15 protein-coding genes are annotated in these 16,125 nt (G+C 67.5%); 10 read left to right on the top strand and 5 right to left on the bottom strand.

Annotated elements, in window-relative coordinates:
- Positions 1-45: 45 nt before the first annotated feature.
- The 4 genes from F620_RS0102380 to F620_RS0102365 are packed head-to-tail and all read right to left on the bottom strand — an operon-like array spanning position 46 to position 2,304.
- Positions 46-423: a DUF4124 domain-containing protein gene (locus F620_RS0102380; protein WP_026331302.1), complete on the bottom strand. Its 378-nt coding sequence runs from the start codon at positions 421-423 to the stop codon at positions 46-48.
- Complete coding sequence (locus F620_RS0102375; protein WP_019569314.1) at positions 402-1,190, bottom strand: hypothetical protein; 789 nt, start codon at positions 1,188-1,190, stop codon at positions 402-404. Before F620_RS0102375 ends, F620_RS0102380 begins: the two co-directional genes overlap by 22 nt.
- Complete coding sequence (locus F620_RS0102370; RefSeq protein WP_019022523.1) at positions 1,184-1,579, bottom strand: DUF2782 domain-containing protein; 396 nt, start codon at positions 1,577-1,579, stop codon at positions 1,184-1,186. Before F620_RS0102370 ends, F620_RS0102375 begins: the two co-directional genes overlap by 7 nt.
- Positions 1,579-2,304, bottom strand: a complete 726-nt coding sequence (locus F620_RS0102365; RefSeq protein ID WP_018868927.1) for a TIGR00730 family Rossman fold protein — start codon at positions 2,302-2,304, stop codon at positions 1,579-1,581. The genes F620_RS0102370 and F620_RS0102365 overlap by 1 nt, the downstream gene beginning before the upstream one ends.
- A gap of 138 nt (positions 2,305-2,442) precedes the next feature.
- Between F620_RS0102365 and polA the strand changes: the two genes are divergently transcribed.
- Genes polA through F620_RS0102350 form a run of 3 tightly spaced genes read left to right on the top strand, consistent with a single transcriptional unit; the run spans position 2,443 to position 6,345 of the window.
- On the top strand, positions 2,443-5,145 hold the full coding sequence (gene polA, locus F620_RS0102360; RefSeq protein ID WP_019569313.1) for a DNA polymerase I: 2,703 nt from the start codon (positions 2,443-2,445) through the stop codon (positions 5,143-5,145).
- Positions 5,146-5,172: 27 nt separating this feature from the next.
- Positions 5,173-5,679 carry a hypothetical protein gene (locus tag F620_RS0102355; protein ID WP_019569312.1) on the top strand — a complete coding sequence of 169 codons (507 nt, stop codon included), beginning with the start codon at positions 5,173-5,175 and terminating at the stop codon, positions 5,677-5,679.
- Between the two features lie 30 nt (positions 5,680-5,709).
- On the top strand, positions 5,710-6,345 hold the full coding sequence (locus tag F620_RS0102350) for an SCO family protein (RefSeq protein ID WP_019569311.1): 636 nt from the start codon (positions 5,710-5,712) through the stop codon (positions 6,343-6,345).
- 208 nt (positions 6,346-6,553) lie between these two features.
- Here the strand turns inward: F620_RS0102350 and yihA are convergent, their stop codons facing one another.
- Entirely contained in the window at positions 6,554-7,210 is a 657-nt protein-coding gene (yihA, locus tag F620_RS0102345) for a ribosome biogenesis GTP-binding protein YihA/YsxC (protein ID WP_019588894.1), read from the bottom strand.
- 160 nt (positions 7,211-7,370) lie between these two features.
- Between yihA and F620_RS0102340 the strand changes: the two genes are divergently transcribed.
- The 7 genes from F620_RS0102340 to F620_RS0102310 all read left to right on the top strand — a co-directional run bounded on the left by F620_RS0102340 (position 7,371) and on the right by F620_RS0102310 (position 16,117).
- Positions 7,371-7,994: a cytochrome c gene (locus F620_RS0102340; protein ID WP_019569309.1), complete on the top strand. Its 624-nt coding sequence runs from the start codon at positions 7,371-7,373 to the stop codon at positions 7,992-7,994.
- 264 nt (positions 7,995-8,258) lie between these two features.
- The gene (locus F620_RS0102335; RefSeq protein WP_019569308.1) at positions 8,259-10,352 is read left to right on the top strand and encodes a cytochrome c biogenesis protein ResB; all 2,094 of its coding nucleotides are present in this window, start codon (positions 8,259-8,261) and stop codon (positions 10,350-10,352) included.
- Between the two features lie 28 nt (positions 10,353-10,380).
- A complete protein-coding gene (ccsB, locus tag F620_RS0102330) occupies positions 10,381-11,553 on the top strand; it encodes a c-type cytochrome biogenesis protein CcsB (protein WP_019569307.1) in 1,173 nt (390 codons plus the stop codon).
- The gene (locus F620_RS0102325) at positions 11,554-12,183 is read left to right on the top strand and encodes a thiol:disulfide interchange protein DsbA/DsbL (RefSeq protein ID WP_019569306.1); all 630 of its coding nucleotides are present in this window, start codon (positions 11,554-11,556) and stop codon (positions 12,181-12,183) included. It abuts the gene before it with no gap.
- 29 nt (positions 12,184-12,212) lie between these two features.
- Positions 12,213-13,859, top strand: coding sequence for an acetolactate synthase large subunit (locus tag F620_RS0102320; RefSeq protein WP_019569305.1), 1,647 nt, complete (start codon positions 12,213-12,215; stop codon positions 13,857-13,859).
- Between the two features lie 42 nt (positions 13,860-13,901).
- Positions 13,902-14,750, top strand: coding sequence for an endonuclease/exonuclease/phosphatase family protein (locus F620_RS0102315; RefSeq protein WP_019569304.1), 849 nt, complete (start codon positions 13,902-13,904; stop codon positions 14,748-14,750).
- 86 nt (positions 14,751-14,836) lie between these two features.
- A complete protein-coding gene (locus F620_RS0102310; protein WP_019569303.1) occupies positions 14,837-16,117 on the top strand; it encodes a GGDEF domain-containing protein in 1,281 nt (426 codons plus the stop codon).
- Positions 16,118-16,125 lie beyond the last annotated feature (8 nt).

The following is a 16,125-nucleotide window of genomic DNA, read 5'->3' as shown; positions in this document are numbered from 1 at the left end:
GTAGGGCATTCTGTGCATCAAAGTGGTGCGATGCCCGTGGCTGGCTCAGAAATCCACCAGTTCCACGGGCACCGGGACGTCCTCGATCGAATATTCGTCTTCATCGTCGCTCTCTTCGTCCGCGGCCGCGTCTTCCTCCGGGGCGTCGTCCGTCGGGTCTTCTCCCGGCCGCCGTATCGGGCGTTCGAGGATCTCGCGGGCATTCTCCAGGGGGACGGCGCCCATCGGCTCCTGAACTTCGATGCGTTCGCTGCGCCCGTCGCCGGGTGCCTCGTCGGAGAAATGCACCACACCGTCTTCATCCACCCAGCGGTGGACCTCGGTGGAGGCCAGAACGCCGACGCCCGGCGCCCCGGCGATGGCCAGGGCCACAAGCCCCGCGAGGGAGGCCCGCGGGGTCATCAGGCGGCGGGCCTTACCCATACCGACTGCACCCGGGTGCCGGCGTCCTGCAGGCCGGCCAGGCGCGGATCGGGGCCCGCGGGCGCGTGGCCGGCCTCGATGCATTCCAGCCAGTCATCCAGCGCGGCCATGCGCAGGAGCGTCGGGGCGGCGCCGCGTTCGATCGCGCTCAGCGGGCGCTCGCGGTGATAGCCATCCAGCAGGGCGCGGTAGCGTTCGCGATCGAGCTCGCCCGTCTCGCTGACGGCCACCGCCAGCGCGATGCGCGCCAGCTGCCAGAACGCCGGCACGGGGGCCGGCGGGACCGTCAGATCCGCCAGTCCAGTGTGCTCGCCGTGCCGGCGGACCGAGCGCCAGAAGCTGCCGGCCACCGGCAGGTCCTCGAACCGGTACAGCCCCTGATGATGCAGCTCGCGGTTCAGTTGTTCGCGCGCCTGTTCATCCAGGGTGGCGCTCAGGTCTTCGGTGCGTTCGCGCAGCTGCTGCTGCAGTACCCCGCGGCGCCAGACGCCGTCCTGCGGCAGGGCCTCCGCCGGATGCCAGGCCTGCCAGCGGGCCGCGAGGCGGCCCAGCGCCTCCGGCGTGCCGGGACCGCTGGCGATCGCCCCGGGCTCCGCAGCGTTGCCGCGCTCCAGGACCCAGCGCGCGCGATCCCCGTCGAGCTGCGGGGCATCGCCGGCGGCGGGCAGCCCCACGGGCGCGCCGGCCGCCCGGGCGGCGGCAAAGGCTGCTTCCAGCGCCGCGGCACCCGCGACCGGCAGTTCCACGGTCGGCTGCGTGCTTACCATTCCAGGATCCTCCAGCGGGGCGGGGTGAAACCGGGGGCCAGGTCGTCGCGGCGTTCAAGATCGCCTTCCCCGGTGACGTCCACCAGATAATAGGTCGGGCCGGCGGCCGGGGTGACCTCGACGATCACCAGATCACCGTCCACGCGATATTCGCGTCGCCGCTCGCCATCGCGCTCCATGATGATGACGTCCGCCTCTTCCAGTTCCTGCAGCTGGCGGGCGCGCTCGTCCAGCACCGGCGGCGGCGCGGGCTCGTCGCCGGCGGCCTCGTCGGGCATGTCGGGCGGTGGCGGGGCGTCTTCGAAGTCCTGCGCCGCCAGCGGCCCGGCGGCGAGAACAAGGCCCAGCAGGGCAGCGGCCAGCGCCGTGGCGCGGGTGCTCGTCATCATCAGAGCTCCATCAGTCGTTGTTTCTCTTCCGCCGAGGGCTCGAAGCTGCGGGCCTCGTAGTACTCGAAGATCACGTCCACGACCTCCTCGGGGGTGTCCACCACCGAGTATAGATTGAGGTCCTCGGCATCGATGGTCCCATGGGTGACCAGCGCGTCCTCGAACCACTGCAGCAGGCCTTCCCAGAACTTGCTGCCCACCAGCACCACCGGGATGCGGCGGGTCTTGCCGGTCTGCACCAGGGTCAGGATCTCGGCCAGCTCGTCCAGGGTGCCGAAGCCGCCCGGCAGTACCACGTAGGCGGAGGCGTACTTGACGAACATCACCTTGCGCGAGAAGAAGTGCCGGAACCCCAGGCCAATGTCCTGGTAGGGGTTGGCGTGTTGTTCGTGCGGCAGCTGGATGTTGAGCCCGATGCTGGGGGAATGGCCGGCGAACGCGCCCTTGTTGGCGGCCTCCATGATGCCCGGCCCGCCGCCGCTGACCACCGCGAAGCCCGCGTCCGACAGCTGGCGCGAGATCTGTTCCGCAAGCAGGTAGTCCGGGTGATCGGACGGGATGCGCGCCGAGCCGAACACGCTGACCGAGGGCTTGATGTGCGCCAGGCGCTCGAAGCCCTCCACGAACTCCGCCATGATCTGGAAGATCTTCCAGCTCTCGCGGGTCAGCGAGGAATCGTCGATGGGCCGCAGCCCGGGGTGTTCGGCTCGATCGTGATCGTTCATGGGGGGCGCGTTCTTTGCACTCTGGGGCGCCTAGACTAACCGTGGCCCGACGGCCGCACAAATCGCGCCGGCGCTGCTCGGGCCGGGGCCCGCAGCCTGCTAGAATGCTTCCCTCGCAAGCCCAGCCGGATCCGCATGATGTCGCAAGCCCCGCTCGTCCTGGTCGACGGTTCCTCCTACCTGTTCCGGGCCTACCACGCCCTGCCCCCGCTGACCGCCCCCGACGGCCACCCCACCGGGGCGCTCTACGGCGTGGCCAACATGCTGCGCAAGCTGCGCGCGGACTATGCCCCCGAGCGCATGGGGGTGGTGTTCGACGCGAAGGGGCCCACCTTCCGCGACGAGATCTACCCCGAATACAAGGCCACCCGGCCGCCGATGCCGGAGGAGCTGGCGGCGCAGATCGAGCCGCTGCACGAGCTGGTGCAGCTGATGGGCTTCCCGCTGCTGTGCGTGGAAGGGGTGGAGGCGGATGACGTGATCGCCACCCTGGCCGATCGCGCCGCGGCTGCCGGGCAGGATGTGGTGATCTCCACCGGGGACAAGGACCTGGCCCAGCTGGTGGACGGCCACGTGACCCTGGTCAACACCATGAGCGGCACGGTGCTGGATCCCGCCGGCGTGCGCGAAAAGTTTGGCGTGGAGCCGGAGCAGATCGTCGACTACCTTGCGCTGATGGGCGACAGCGTGGACAACATCCCGGGGGTCGAGAAGGTCGGGCCCAAGACCGCGGCGAAATGGATCGCGAAGTACGGCGACCTCGACACCATCCTCGAGCGGGCCGACGAGATCGGCGGCAAGATCGGCGAGAACCTGCGCGCCGCGGCCGATCGCCTGCCGACCTCGCGCGAGCTGATCACCGTGCGCCGGGATGTCGATCTGCCGCTGGGCCCCGATGACCTCGAGCTGCGCGAGCCCGATTCGCAGCAGCTGCTGGAGCGGGTGCGCCACCACGGGTTCTCCCGCTGGCGGGCGGAGCTGGAAGGCGGCGACGCTGCCTCCGGTAACGACGGTGATGCCGATCCTGGGCAGGCGGCCGAATATCACACCGTGCGGGACGAGGCGGCATTCACGGAGCTGCTGGAACGCCTGCAGGGCGCCGCGCGGGTCGCGTTCGACACCGAGACCAGCAGCCTGGAGGCGATGCGGGCCGAGCTGATCGGCATGTCATTCGCGTTCGAGGCGGGTACCGCGTACTACCTGCCGCTGGCCCACAGCGGTCCGGACGCCGATCCGCAGCTCCCGCGCGAGGCGACCCTGGAGCGCTTGCGGCCGTGGCTGGAATCGGCCGAACACGGCAAGCTCGGCCATAACCTCAAGTACGACCGCAACGTGCTGGGTAACCACGGCATCGTACTGCACGGGATCGTCGACGACACCCTGCTGCAGTCGTTCTGTCTCGACGCCGGCGCCAACCGGCACGACCTGGATTCGCTGGCCGAACGCCATCTGGATCACCGCACCACGAAATACGAGGACGTGGCCGGCAAGGGGGCGAAACAGATCCCGTTCGCCGAGGTGGATGTCGGCATCGCCACCGATTATGCCGGCGAGGACGCGGACATCTGCCTGCGTCTGGACGCCCTGTTCCGGCCGCGCCTGAACGAGGCCGAGGGCCCGGCCTTCGTCTACCGCGAGATCGAGATGCCGCTGGTGCCGGTGCTCGCGGACATCGAACGCGCCGGCGTGAAGGTCGACCCGGACCTGCTGGGCGAGCAGAGCCAGGAGCTGGCCGCCGAGATGGAGCGCATCGAAAAACAGGCCTTCGACGAGGCCGGCACCGAGTTCAATCTCGGCTCGCCCAAGCAGATCCAGGAGATCCTGTTCGAGCGTCTGGGTCTGCCGGTGCTGCGGCGCACGCCCAAGGGCCAGCCCTCCACCGCCGAGGACGTGCTGGAGCAGATGGCGGACGACTACGCCCTGCCCCGGCTGATCCTGGAGCACCGTGGCCTGTCCAAGCTGCGCAGTACCTATACCGAGACCCTGCCGCGGCGTATCCACCCGGAGACCGGGCGGGTGCATACCTCGTATCACCAGGCCGGCGCGGCCACCGGGCGCCTGTCGTCTTCCGAGCCCAACCTGCAGAACATCCCGGTGCGCACCGAGGCCGGCCGGCGCATCCGCCGGGCGTTCATTGCCGCACCCGGCTATCGTCTGCTGGCGGCCGACTATTCGCAGATCGAGCTGCGGATCATGGCCCATCTGTCGCAGGACGCCGGCCTGCTGCAGGCCTTCGCCGACGGTCTGGACATCCACCGCGCCACCGCAGCGGAGGTCTTCGGGGTCGACCCGGACGCGGTCACCGGCGAGCAGCGCCGCGCGGCCAAGGCAATCAACTTCGGCCTGATCTACGGCATGTCGGCCTGGGGGCTGGCGCGCAACCTGGGGATCGAGCAGACCGAGGCGCGGGAGTACATCGACCGCTATTTCCACCGCTATCCCGGCGTGCACGACTACATGGAGCGGGCGCGTGAGCGCGGGCGCGAGCAGGGCTATGTGGAAACCCTGTTCGGGCGCCGGCTGTACCTGCCCGAGATCAACAGCCGCAACGGGGCCCGCCGGCAGCAGGCCGAACGCGTGGCGATCAACGCCCCGATGCAGGGCACCGCGGCCGACATCATCAAGCGTGCGATGGTGCGCATGGCGCAGGACCTGGACGGCAACGGGCTCGATGCCCGCATGATCATGCAGGTGCACGACGAACTGGTGTTCGAGGTTGCCGACGATGCAGTGGTGGCCCTGGGCGAGCGGGCCCGCCGTGCGATGGGCGGGGCGGCCGAGCTGGATGTCGAGCTGCTGGTGGACATCGGCGTCGGAGATAACTGGGATGATGCCCACTGAGGTCCCTGTCGGAACCGGAGGCTGATCATGGCGGATCTCGAATCACTGGCCCGTGGGTTCAACCGCGCGGCCCCGTGGCTGGTCGCAGGCCTGCTGCTGGCGGCCGGCTGGGTGGCGGCGGACCGCTACCTGGCCGGTGGTGGCGGCGGCGACGATGTCGTGGTGGTGACCCCGGAGATCTGCGATCTCAATGAAGGGGCCTGTACCGCGCAGCACCCGGAGGGCGGCGAGATGACCCTCGAGATCACCCCGCGGCCGGTGCCCATGCTGCGGGAGCTGGAGCTGCATCTGCGGCATGTCGGCCGCGACGGCCGCGAGCCCGAGTGGATCGAGCTGGATTTCGCGGGGGTGGAGATGTACATGGGCTTCCAGCGCCCGCGCCTGGAACGCGTGGGCCCGGGTGAATACGCCGGCACCACCACCCTGCCGGTCTGTACCACCGAGGCGATGACCTGGGCGGCGACCGTGCTGCCGGAAGGCGACGGCGACGCCGCGCGGGTACAGTATCGTTTCGTCACCGCCCGCGACCACTGACGTACGGGCTTCCACCGAGGATTGCGCACGATGTCCCGACTTCCCCTGACCACCCTCCTGTGGGCCCTGGCCGCGGTCGCCGCGGCCGCGCTGCTGCTGTATGTATGGCTGGTGCCCGGGCAGCCCCCCGCGGGCGAGGCCGCCACTCACGAAGACATCCCGGTGGCCGACCGGGTGACCGGCGGCCCGTTCCAGCTGCCGGTCTCCACCGAGGGGGAGGCCTTCGATCTGCGTGATCTGGAGGGGCAGTATGTGTGGCTCTACTTCGGCTATACCTCCTGTCCGGATGCCTGCCCGGTCAGTCTCGGATGGATCCGGATGGCGCTGGAGCAGCTCCCCGAGTCGCTGGAGGACCGCGTCAGTGCGGTGTTCGTCAGCGTGGATCCCGAGCGTGACGACGGCGAGCACCTGGCGGACTACACCGACCATTTCCATCCCCGGATCCAGGCGGCCACCGGCCCGCACGATGCGCTGGAGCCGGCGGTGGAGCAGTACGGGGTGTTCTACGAGAAGACCGACAGCCAGTCCGCGATGGGCTACGTGATCGATCACAGCTCGTCCACCTACCTGGTGGGGCCGGAGGGCGATCTGCTGGAAATCCATCCGCACGGCACTTCGGCGGATGAACTGGTGGCGACCCTGCAGGCCCATGCGGAACGCGAGTGAGGGCCGCGGTTGCGCGCGCTTTCCCGGGTTGTGACGCATTCCCGTCCGACAGTAGAAGGACCGGGAACTTCACGGTCGGTGAAGCGTCATAATGAGTGAGCGCCATGGCCCGGCGCTCCCCGCTTCTCTCCCTGAGCGGGAAGACCTCGCATCCCCCTGTCGAGGTCGCTGTTGCCCCGATCCTCCTCCCCGGGATCGGGGCACTTTTTTATGGGCCCTGTTCGGCCCCGCCGTCCTCGTCCCCGTCCCTGTCCTCCGCGGCGGTTTCTTCCTCCAGCCATTCCGCAAGGAGCCCGCGCAGGTCGTCGACGCCCTGGTTCTTCAGCGCGGAGAAGGTCTGCAGCGAAGCCTCGATTCCGGCCTCTTCCAGACGCGCGTGGGTGGCGTGCAGCTGGCGCTCGGCTTCCTGTCGCGAGATCTTGTCGGCCTTGGTCAGTACGCAGTGCAGCCGCCGGTTCGCGCCGGTCCATTCGAGCATCTGCCAGTCCAGGTCGGTCAGCGGGCGGCGGATGTCCATGATCAGGACCAGCCCCGCCAGGCACTGGCGTCGGCGCAGATACCCGCCCAGCAGCCGGTCCCAGTGTTCGCGCTGTTTCGCGGAGACCTTCGCGTAGCCGTAGCCGGGCAGGTCGATCAGGCGCCAGTCCTCCGCCGGCGGAAGGGTGAAGACGTTGATCTCCTGAGTGCGGCCCGGCGTGCGCCCGACCCGGGCCAGGGCCTTGCGCCCGCACAGGCCGTTGAGGGCGCTGGACTTGCCGGCGTTGGAACGCCCGGCGAAAGCGATCTCGACCCCCTGGTCCGCGGGGAGCTGGTCGAGGCGGGAGACACCCCGGGAAAAGGCGGTTTCACGAAAACGAGGTTGCATGATCGAAATCATCCTGAGCTGAGCGGGACAGTGGGAAACTTTTGTGGGTTCCCTGGCGTTGTGCTATAAACTGCGCCCCAGATTTTGATCGCCCTTCTACACGGGGCACAAGGAACGGGTCGAGGCCCGGCACGCATATACAAGCAGGAGATTCTCCACCATGAACCACAAGCTTTCCGCTCTCTTTGCTGCCCTGTCCGTCTCCCTGATGCTCCCGCTCTCGGCGGCCCAGGCGGGCGATCCCCAGCGCGGTCAGGAACTCTCGCAGTCCTGCGCCGCCTGCCACCAGGCCGACGGCAACAGCACCAATCCCGAGTGGCCCAAGCTGGCCGGGCAGCACCCGAAGTACACGGCCAAGCAGCTGCGCGACTTCCAGGATGGCGAGCTCCGCCACGATAACCTGATGGCCGGAGAGGTCGCCGACCTCAGCGAGCAGGACATGAAGGACCTGGCGGCCTATTACGCCGAGCAGAGCATCACGACCGAGACCGCAGACGAGGACGTGGTCGCGCGCGGCGAGCAGATCTATCGTGGTGGCATCCCGTCGGAAGGCGTGGCCGCCTGCATCGCCTGCCACGGCGCCCAGGGCCAGGGCAATCCGGAGGCCATGTTCCCCAAGGTCGCCGGTCAGCACGCGACCTACAGCCTGGACCAGCTGCAGCAGTTCCGTGACGGCGAACGTCGCAACGACAACGGCCAGATGATGCGCGGCATCGTCGGCAACATGTCGGATGAAGACATGGAATCCGTGGCCCAGTACATGGCCGGCCTGCAGCCGAACTGAGCACGGTACGTACGGCCCGGGTGCGCAGCGGTGCTCCGGGTTCGTCCGGTTTACGAGGGGGCGGCTGTGGCCGCCCCCTCGTTGTTTCGGGTTCCGGAAAATGCACGGGCGGGAACCCGGATACCGGAATGAAGTCGGAAGGCGGGGCGTCTGTTCCCGCGCCCTCCACGCAGCGCCGGAACCCAGCGTCCGTGCGGAATGTCGTGGAAATTGAATTTCCGACCGCGTCCCGACACATTCGGGGCGATTAACGCAGGTTTGAACATGGCAGAATCCCATCAGCCCGCAGGGGCGTCCGAACGCAGCAACCGGACGGGCTCCGAGTCCTCGTCCGGCCGCCAGGCCCGGACCCCGCGCCGCAGCCGGATCATCGTCGAATTCCTGGGGTCGATGAACCTCGCGATCACCCTGCTGGTGGCCCTGGCCATCGCCTCGGTGATCGGCACCGTGCTGGTGCAGAACGAGCCCTACACCGAATACCTGATCCAGTTCGGGCCCTTCTGGCACGAGATCTTCGCCGGGATGGGGCTCTACCAGGTCTATTCGGCAACCTGGTTCCTGCTGGTGGTGGCCTTCCTGGTGGTTTCCACCGCCTTCTGTGTCTATCGCCAGACGCCGGGTATCCTCAAGGACCTGCGCCGCTACAACCTGCAGGTGAAGGAAAAGTCCCTGCGTTCCTTCCCGGCCAGCTCCACCGGCGATCTGGGGCAGTCGCAGGAGGATTTCCTCGCCCATGCCCGCCGGGTACTGAAGGCCCAGGGGTTCCGGGCGCGCGAAAAGACGCGAGACGGCGAGACGGTGGTCGCCGCGATGAAGGGGCGCTGGAACCGCCTCGGCTACATGCTGACGCACGTGGGGATCGTGGTGATCTGCGTGGGCGCGCTGCTCGACGGCCAGTTCCTGCTCAAGGTCAACGAGTGGATGGGCAACGTCGAGATCGAGACCCGCTCCATCCCCGAGTCGCAGGTGCCCGAGATCTCGCGCGTCCCGGTCAGCAACCCGTCGTTCCGCGGCAGCGTGGAAATCCCCGAGGGGGCCTCGGCCAACGTGGTCTTCCTGCCGGTACGCGAGGGGTATCTGGTGCAGGATCTGCCGTTCCGGGTCGAGCTGGAGGAATTCCGGATCGAACGCTTCTCCACCGGCGCGGAACAGTCCTACGAGAGCGACCTGGTCATCCATGATCCGGAGCGCGACGAACCCTTGCGCGCCACCATCAGCGTAAACGACCCGCTGATCTACAATGGCTATGCGATCTACCAGTCCAGCTTCGCCGACGGCGGTACGCGTCTCGAAATGGAGGCCATCCCGCTCGGCGCAGGCGCCCTGCGCGGCGTGGATTTTCCGGGCCGGATCTTTGACGAGATGGATATCCCGGCCCCCGGCGGCGAGGAGCTGACGATCGAGTTCATCGACTTTTCCGTGGTGAACACCCAGGCGCTGCTCAACGAGGAGGGCGAGGAAGAAAACGTGTTCCTCGGCCCGCGCGTGGATTTCCGCCTGGTGGACCGCACCGGCGCGGGACTCTATTACCGCAATTATCAGAATCCGATCCCGCAGGAAGGGGCGAAATATTTCCTCAGCGGTGTCCGCGAGAGTCCGGCCGAGGAATTTTCCTACCTGTTCATCCCGGCGGACGCGGATGACTCCCTGGATCGCTTCCGCACCTATCTGACCATGCTTCACGATGACGAGGTCCGCATGGCCGTCGCGCAGCAGGCCGCGCGGGGTTCGGAGGACATGATGGGCGGAGAAGAGGGTCGCCAGGCGATCGCGCGCACCGTCAGCATGCTCATGCAGACCTTCGCCGAAGGCGGTTACCCCGCGGTGGATGCCGAGATCGAGCAGCGCATCCCCGAAGGCCAGCGCGAGCAGCTCGGCAACCTGCTGTTCCAGGTCCTGAACTCCGGGCTCCAGGGCCTGTACATGGAGGTCCTGGAGGAAGAAGGCGTGGTGGCGATCACCGAGGCGGAACAGCGCTGGCTGGAAGATGCCGTTTCGGCCATCAATGCCCTCAACTTCTACGGCTCGCCGTATTTCTTCCGCCTGGACGATTTCGACCATCGCGAGGCCTCGGGCCTGCAGATCGCGAAGGCACCGGGCGAAAGCACGGTGTACACCGGCAGCGTCATGCTGATCATCGGGATCTTCCTGATGTTCTACGTGTCCTATCAGCGTCTGTGGATCGTGGCCCGTCCGAACGAGGACGGCAGCGGCACCCACGTGGTGTTGGCGGGCACCAGCAACCGCCACCGGGTGGAATTCGAGAAGCGCTTCGCGCATCTTAAACGGTGGATCATCGAGCAGAAGAACGTTGGCGACGATGAATCGCCGGATTCTGCAACCAACAAGAACGACTAAGTCGCACGCAGTCGGAGGAGAGCGCCCCATGTCTGTACCCCACGAGGCCCTGGATTTCGAACGGCCCGGATTCTTCCGGCAGCTGCTTCTGCGGGACTGGGCCTACATGGCCTTGGTCCTGGCAGTGGCGGTCACGGCCTATGCCATGTACGGCCACATGATGGACCGCTACGACACCGGGGGCCTGATCCTCGCGGCGGGCATGAGTGCCTGGCTGGGGTGGTTCTGGCGACCCTGGCAGCTGTTCTCCATCATCGTCGCGGCGCTGTCGCTGTTCGGCGTCTGGCTGTACGGGGATGACCTGGCGCGCGGCGAGAGTGTGTTCTGGCTCAACTACATCGGATCCGGCCAGGCCGGGGTGATGTGGATGAGCGTGATGGTCTACCTGTCCACGGTCGCCTATGCGGTGGGCCTGTTCTCGCGTTCCGACTTCCCCTATCGCGTCGGTGCGGCGTTCGCCTGGATCGCGGCGGGCGCGGGCCTGATGGCCCTGATGGTGCGCTGGCGCGAGATCTATCTGCACGATCCGAGCTGGGGTTACATCCCGGTCGCCAACCTCTACGAGGTCTTCGTGCTGATGGTGGCCATGATCGCGCTGATGTACCTGTACTACGAACAGCGTACCGGCCAGCGGGGCATGGGCGCCTTCGTGATGCTGGTGGTCGCGGCCTCCACCACCTTCCTGCTGTGGTACATGTTCGATCGTGATGCCCACATGGTCGAACCGCTGGTGCCTGCACTCGACAGCTGGTGGATGAAGATCCACGTGCCGACCAACTTCGTCGGTTACGGCGGATTCGCGATCGCGGCGATGCTGGGCGTGGCCTATCTGGTGCGCCACCGCATGGAACGCACCCGTCCGGACTCCCGTGTGCTGGCCCGCATCCCGAGCAAGGATGCGCTGGACGGGGTGATGTACAAGGCGATCGCCATCGGCTTCGCGTTCTTCACCATCGCCACCGTGCTGGGCGCCATGTGGGCGGCCGAGGCCTGGGGCGGCTACTGGACCTGGGACCCGAAGGAGACCTGGAGCCTGATCCTTTGGCTGACCTACGCGGCCTGGCTGCACATGCGCTTCACCAAGGGCTGGCGCGGTCCGGGCATGGCCTGGTGGGCAGTCATCGGTCTGTTCGTCACCACCTTTACCTTCCTGGGCGTGAACATGTTCCTGTCCGGTCTGCATTCCTACGGAGAACTGTAAATGAAGCGTCGTCAGTTTCTTGGAACCCTGGCCGGTACGGGCGCCCTGCTGGCGTCCGGCCGTCTGCTGGCCGACTTCGCCGAGGGGCGCAACTTCATGCGCCTGGACTCGCCCGTCGATTACGGTCTGGACGAAGGACGGATCAAGGTCGTCGAGGCCTTCTGGTACGGCTGCCCGCACTGCTACTCGTTCGAGCCGCTGGTACAGGAGTGGAAAGCCGAACTGTCCGATGACATCGAATTCGAGTACATGCCGGCCCCGCTGAACGATGTCTGGGCATTGCATGCGCGCGTGTACTACGCCGCCGAGCAGCTCGACATCGTCGAGGCCATTCACCAGCCGTTCTACACCGCGATTCACGAGCAAGGGCGGCAGATGCGCTCGGAGAGCGCGATCCTGCGGTTCGTCAACCAGATGGATCAGGATGCCGACGCCTTCCGCGAGGCCATGCGTTCCGACGAAGTGGCGCGCAAGGTCGGCCGGTCCGCCGAGCGCGTCCGCGAGTACCGTCTGGAAGGCGTCCCGTCGATGGTGGTCAACGGCGAATCCGTGGTTTCGGCCAGCATGACCACCAGTCACGAGCAGATGCTGGAGATCGTCGATCACCTGATCGCCGAGGCCCGGGGCTGAGCGCCCCGGCCCGACCCTCGAGGGAACGCATGTCCGATCCGTCGCCGACCACCGCACGGCGCCTGGTACAGTGTCTGGAGCAGGAAGGGGTCGAACGGGTCTTCGGCCTGCCCGGCGAGGAGAACATGGCGGTCCTCGATGCCCTCGAGGACTCGCCGATCGAGTTCGTCACCACCCGCCACGAGCAGGGCGCGGCCTTCATGGCCGATGTCCACGGCCGCCTGTCCGGCCGGGCCGGGGTCTGCATGGCGACCCTGGGGCCCGGTGCGACCAACCTGATCACCGGTGTGGCGGATGCCAACATGGACCACGCGCCGCTGGTGGCCATCGCCGGCCAGGCCAGCACCCATCGGCTGCACAAGGAATCCCACCAGGTCCTGGACCTCAAGGGGCTGTTCGGTCCGGTCACCAAATACGCCTCCAGTGTGGTGGAGCCCGAGATCCTGCCCGAGGTCCTGCGCAAGGCGTTCAAGTGGGCCGAGGGCGGCAAGCCGGGGGCCAGTTTCATCGAGCTGCCGGAAAACGTGGCATCCCAGCCCTGCCCGGTGGCGCCGCTGCCGGTCCACTCGGGGGCGCCGGCGGTGCCCGCAGAGGCGTCCCTGGCGGCCGCTGCACGGTTGCTGGAGCAAGCCCGGCATCCCCTGATCCTGGCCGGTAACGGTGTGATCCGCTCGGGCGCCAGCGAGGCCCTGGCGCATTTCGCCGGGACCCTCAATATCCCGGTGGCCAACACCTTCATGGCCAAGGGCGTGCTGCCGTTTCGCCATCCGCTGGCGCTGGGCAGCGTGGGCCTGCAGAGCCGCGACTACGTGCACTTCGGCTTCGACAAGGCGGATGTGGTCCTGTGTATCGGCTACGACCTGGTCGAATACCCGCCGTCACTGTGGCACCCGGAGGGTGACTGCACCCTGATCCACGTGGATGCCTCCCCGGCGGAGATCGACGGCCACTACGACATCCAGGCCGAGGTAATCGGCGATCTGGATACCTGTCTGCGGGATCTCGCGGAGCGGGTCAGCCCGCGCGAGGAGACCGTGCTGCGGCCCCTGCGCCAGTTGCTGATCGACGACATGAACGAGCACCGGGATGACACTGGTGTCCCGATGAAGCCGCAGAAGATCATCTGGGATCTGCGCACCGCCGCCGCACTGGATGCCGTCGTGACCACCGACGTGGGTGCCCACAAGCTGTGGATGGCCCGCATGTTCCGCTGCGAGCAGCCCAACACCTGTCTGATCTCCAACGGGTTCGCGAGCATGGGCATCGCCGTGCCGGGGGCAGTGGCCGCGGCCGCGCTGGACCCCGGCCGCCAGGTCGTGGCGGTCACCGGAGACGCCGGCTTCCTGATGAACGTGCAGGAACTGGAGACCGCCGTGCGCCTGGGCCAGAATTTCGTGGTGCTGGTGTGGAATGACAGCGCCTACGGCCTGATCGAATGGAAGCAGGTACGCGAATATGGCCGCAAGGCCTCGGTGGACTTCGGCAACCCCGACTTCGTTGCCCTCGCCCGCTCGTTCGGGGCCGAAGGGGTGCGCATCGAGCCCGGCGACAGTCTGGAACAGGCCCTGCGTTCCGCCCTGGCGCGCCCCGGAGTCACCGTCATCGACTGTCCGGTCGACTATTCTGAAAATCTCAAGCTCACGGAACGCCTGGGGGATCTCGTCTGTCCCTTCTGAACAGGAGTCCCGTGAGGGATGACGGGCAGGAAGGATGACACCATGACGGAAAACGGCGTGTCCGCGGAGACCGACGAACCCGCCCGTGGTCTGGTCTGGCAGCCGGAGGCTGCGGGCCACCGACTGCGTCTGCTGAGTTTCAATGCCCAGGTGGGCATCCACTCATCGCGTCTGCATCATTACGTCACCAACAGCTGGAAGCACGTGCTGCCCTACGGCGGGCGCATGACCAACCTGGAGCGTGTCGCCCGCTTCATCCGTGACTTCGACATCGTCGGCGTGCAGGAGCTGGACGGCGGCAGTCTGCGCTCGCGCTTCGTCGATCTGTCCAGCTGGCTGTCCGACCGTGCCGACTTCCCCCACAAGTATACCCGCATCAACCGTGATCTGGGCCAGATCGCCAAGCATTCACTGGCGCTGTTCTCACGGATCGAGCCGGTGCATGTGCAGATGCACAGCCTGCCCGGGCCGCTGCCCGGACGCGGGGCGGTGGAGGCGCGGTATGCAATGGGGAATGGCGAGGAGCTGGTGCTGTTCCTGCTGCACCTCGCGCTGAGTCGGCGCGCCCGCCGCCAGCAGCTGGACTATGTTGCCGAACGCATCGCGGATCAGCCGCACGCGGTGGTGATGGGCGATCTCAACTGCCAGCAGGACAGCCCCGAGATCCGCCGTCTGGTCGCGCGTACCGGGCTGATGGAACCCATGGCCTGCCCCGCCACCTATCCCGCCTGGGACCCGCAGCGGGTGTTCGATCACATCCTGCTGACCCCGGACCTGCACGTGTCCGACATGCGGGTCTACAACGTTGCGCTGTCCGATCATCTGCCCGTGGGTGTCGAGATCCAGCTCCCCGCGAGCGAACGTCTGGCCGCCGGGACCGCTCCCGCCTGACCGGTCCGCGCGCCGCATTTCCGGGGTTCGGCGGTGGCATTCAGGTCGCCCATCAGCTGTAATGGGCGCCCGTACAGGGGAGAGCCATGGCCGACAACGACCTGCGCAAGAACGTCATCGAACTGGAGTCGGCGCTCAATGCCGAGCGCGAGCGCATGCGTTCGCTCCGGCGCGTGGCCCTGCGCGCCCTGGCCGTCCTGTCGGCCCGCGAGCCTGATCTCGAGGGCGCGGTGCATGACCTGACGCGCACCATCGAAGACAACCCCGAGGATACCCGGGCCCTTGATCGCATGAGTGCCCGGCTGGCGGACACCATCCGCCAGCAGGACCAGCGCGAGGACCTGGAAGCCGGTTTGCTGGCCGCGCTGGAGAGCGGGTTGCAGGGCTTCACGTTTCTGGCCGAAGACCTCGCAAATGTCCATCAGGCCGCCGAACGCGGAGACGCGGACCTGACGCGCCGAAGTCTCGCGCGGGTGTTCTCCGCGTTGCAGGAGAACTGCGGCCAGGCGCTGGCCGAGCGCGAGCAGCTCTCGGAGGTGATGGGCGAGATCCGTTCGCGCCTGAATGACGTGGATTCGGCCCTGTCGGCCGACCACGACCACTCGGAACGCACGCGGACGTCCATCCGCGAGCTGCACGAGAACATCTCCGGGGATGTCAGCAGCATCAAGGGCCGCGTGGTCGACATCACCGACATCGACACCATGCGCCGCGAGGTCGTTGAGGGCCTCGACCGGGTCGCCGACCGGGTCCGCGATTTCCGCGATACCCGGGAGGCCGAACTGCTGGCAGCCCTGGAGCGCAACCGGGCCCTGCGTGCGCGCAGCCAGGAGCTGGAGAACCAGGTCGCCGGGCTGCATGACCGACTGTCCCGGGCGCGGGACGAGGCCACCCGCGACAAGCTGACGGGGCTCCTCAACCGGCACGCCTTCGACCAGCGGATGGCCGCCTTCCCGGCCGATGCCGGGCCGGCCTCTCTGATCGTCTGGGACATCGATCATTTCAAGCGTATCAACGACGAATACGGTCATACCTCGGGCGACCGCATCCTCAAGGCCGTCGCCGAGGTGCTGGCCGAACGCGTCAGTGAGCCCGACTTCGTCGCCCGTTACGGCGGCGAGGAGTTCGTGATGGTGATCCATCAGCCGCTGGAGGCCGCCCGCGAACAGGCCGACCAGCTGCGTCGCGAAGTGGCCGCCATCGTGGTCAGGGCCGGCAGCAAGCGCCTCAAGGTCACCATCTCCGGGGGCCTTACGGAGCTGCGTGCCGACGCGCCCGAGGGCACCGCCTTCGAGCTGGCCGACAAGGCGCTGCTGGCCGCGAAACGCCAGGGCCGTGACCGTATCGTGGCCGTTGCGCCGGACTGACCGGAGGG

This window comes from Thioalkalivibrio sp. ALE11 (assembly GCF_000381205.1).
Lineage (GTDB): Bacteria > Pseudomonadota > Gammaproteobacteria > Ectothiorhodospirales > Ectothiorhodospiraceae > Thioalkalivibrio.
The sequence above is the reverse complement of the archived record's forward strand: the minus strand, read 5'-3'. Positions and strand labels throughout refer to the sequence as shown.

Coding starts and splice junctions, on each gene's coding strand:
- F620_RS0102375 (WP_019569314.1), bottom strand. CDS start 1,190: ATGGTAAGCACGCAGCCGACCGTGGAACTGCCGGTCGCGGGTGCCGCG.
- F620_RS0102335 (WP_019569308.1), top strand. CDS start 8,259: ATGGCAGAATCCCATCAGCCCGCAGGGGCGTCCGAACGCAGCAACCGG.
- polA (WP_019569313.1), top strand. CDS start 2,443: ATGTCGCAAGCCCCGCTCGTCCTGGTCGACGGTTCCTCCTACCTGTTC.
- F620_RS0102365 (WP_018868927.1), bottom strand. CDS start 2,304: ATGAACGATCACGATCGAGCCGAACACCCCGGGCTGCGGCCCATCGAC.
- F620_RS0102350 (WP_019569311.1), top strand. CDS start 5,710: ATGTCCCGACTTCCCCTGACCACCCTCCTGTGGGCCCTGGCCGCGGTC.
- F620_RS0102310 (WP_019569303.1), top strand. CDS start 14,837: ATGGCCGACAACGACCTGCGCAAGAACGTCATCGAACTGGAGTCGGCG.
- F620_RS0102355 (WP_019569312.1), top strand. CDS start 5,173: ATGGCGGATCTCGAATCACTGGCCCGTGGGTTCAACCGCGCGGCCCCG.
- F620_RS0102380 (WP_026331302.1), bottom strand. CDS start 423: ATGGGTAAGGCCCGCCGCCTGATGACCCCGCGGGCCTCCCTCGCGGGG.
- F620_RS0102340 (WP_019569309.1), top strand. CDS start 7,371: ATGAACCACAAGCTTTCCGCTCTCTTTGCTGCCCTGTCCGTCTCCCTG.
- F620_RS0102325 (WP_019569306.1), top strand. CDS start 11,554: ATGAAGCGTCGTCAGTTTCTTGGAACCCTGGCCGGTACGGGCGCCCTG.
- yihA (WP_019588894.1), bottom strand. CDS start 7,210: ATGCAACCTCGTTTTCGTGAAACCGCCTTTTCCCGGGGTGTCTCCCGC.
- F620_RS0102320 (WP_019569305.1), top strand. CDS start 12,213: ATGTCCGATCCGTCGCCGACCACCGCACGGCGCCTGGTACAGTGTCTG.
- F620_RS0102315 (WP_019569304.1), top strand. CDS start 13,902: ATGACGGAAAACGGCGTGTCCGCGGAGACCGACGAACCCGCCCGTGGT.
- ccsB (WP_019569307.1), top strand. CDS start 10,381: ATGTCTGTACCCCACGAGGCCCTGGATTTCGAACGGCCCGGATTCTTC.
- F620_RS0102370 (WP_019022523.1), bottom strand. CDS start 1,579: ATGATGACGAGCACCCGCGCCACGGCGCTGGCCGCTGCCCTGCTGGGC.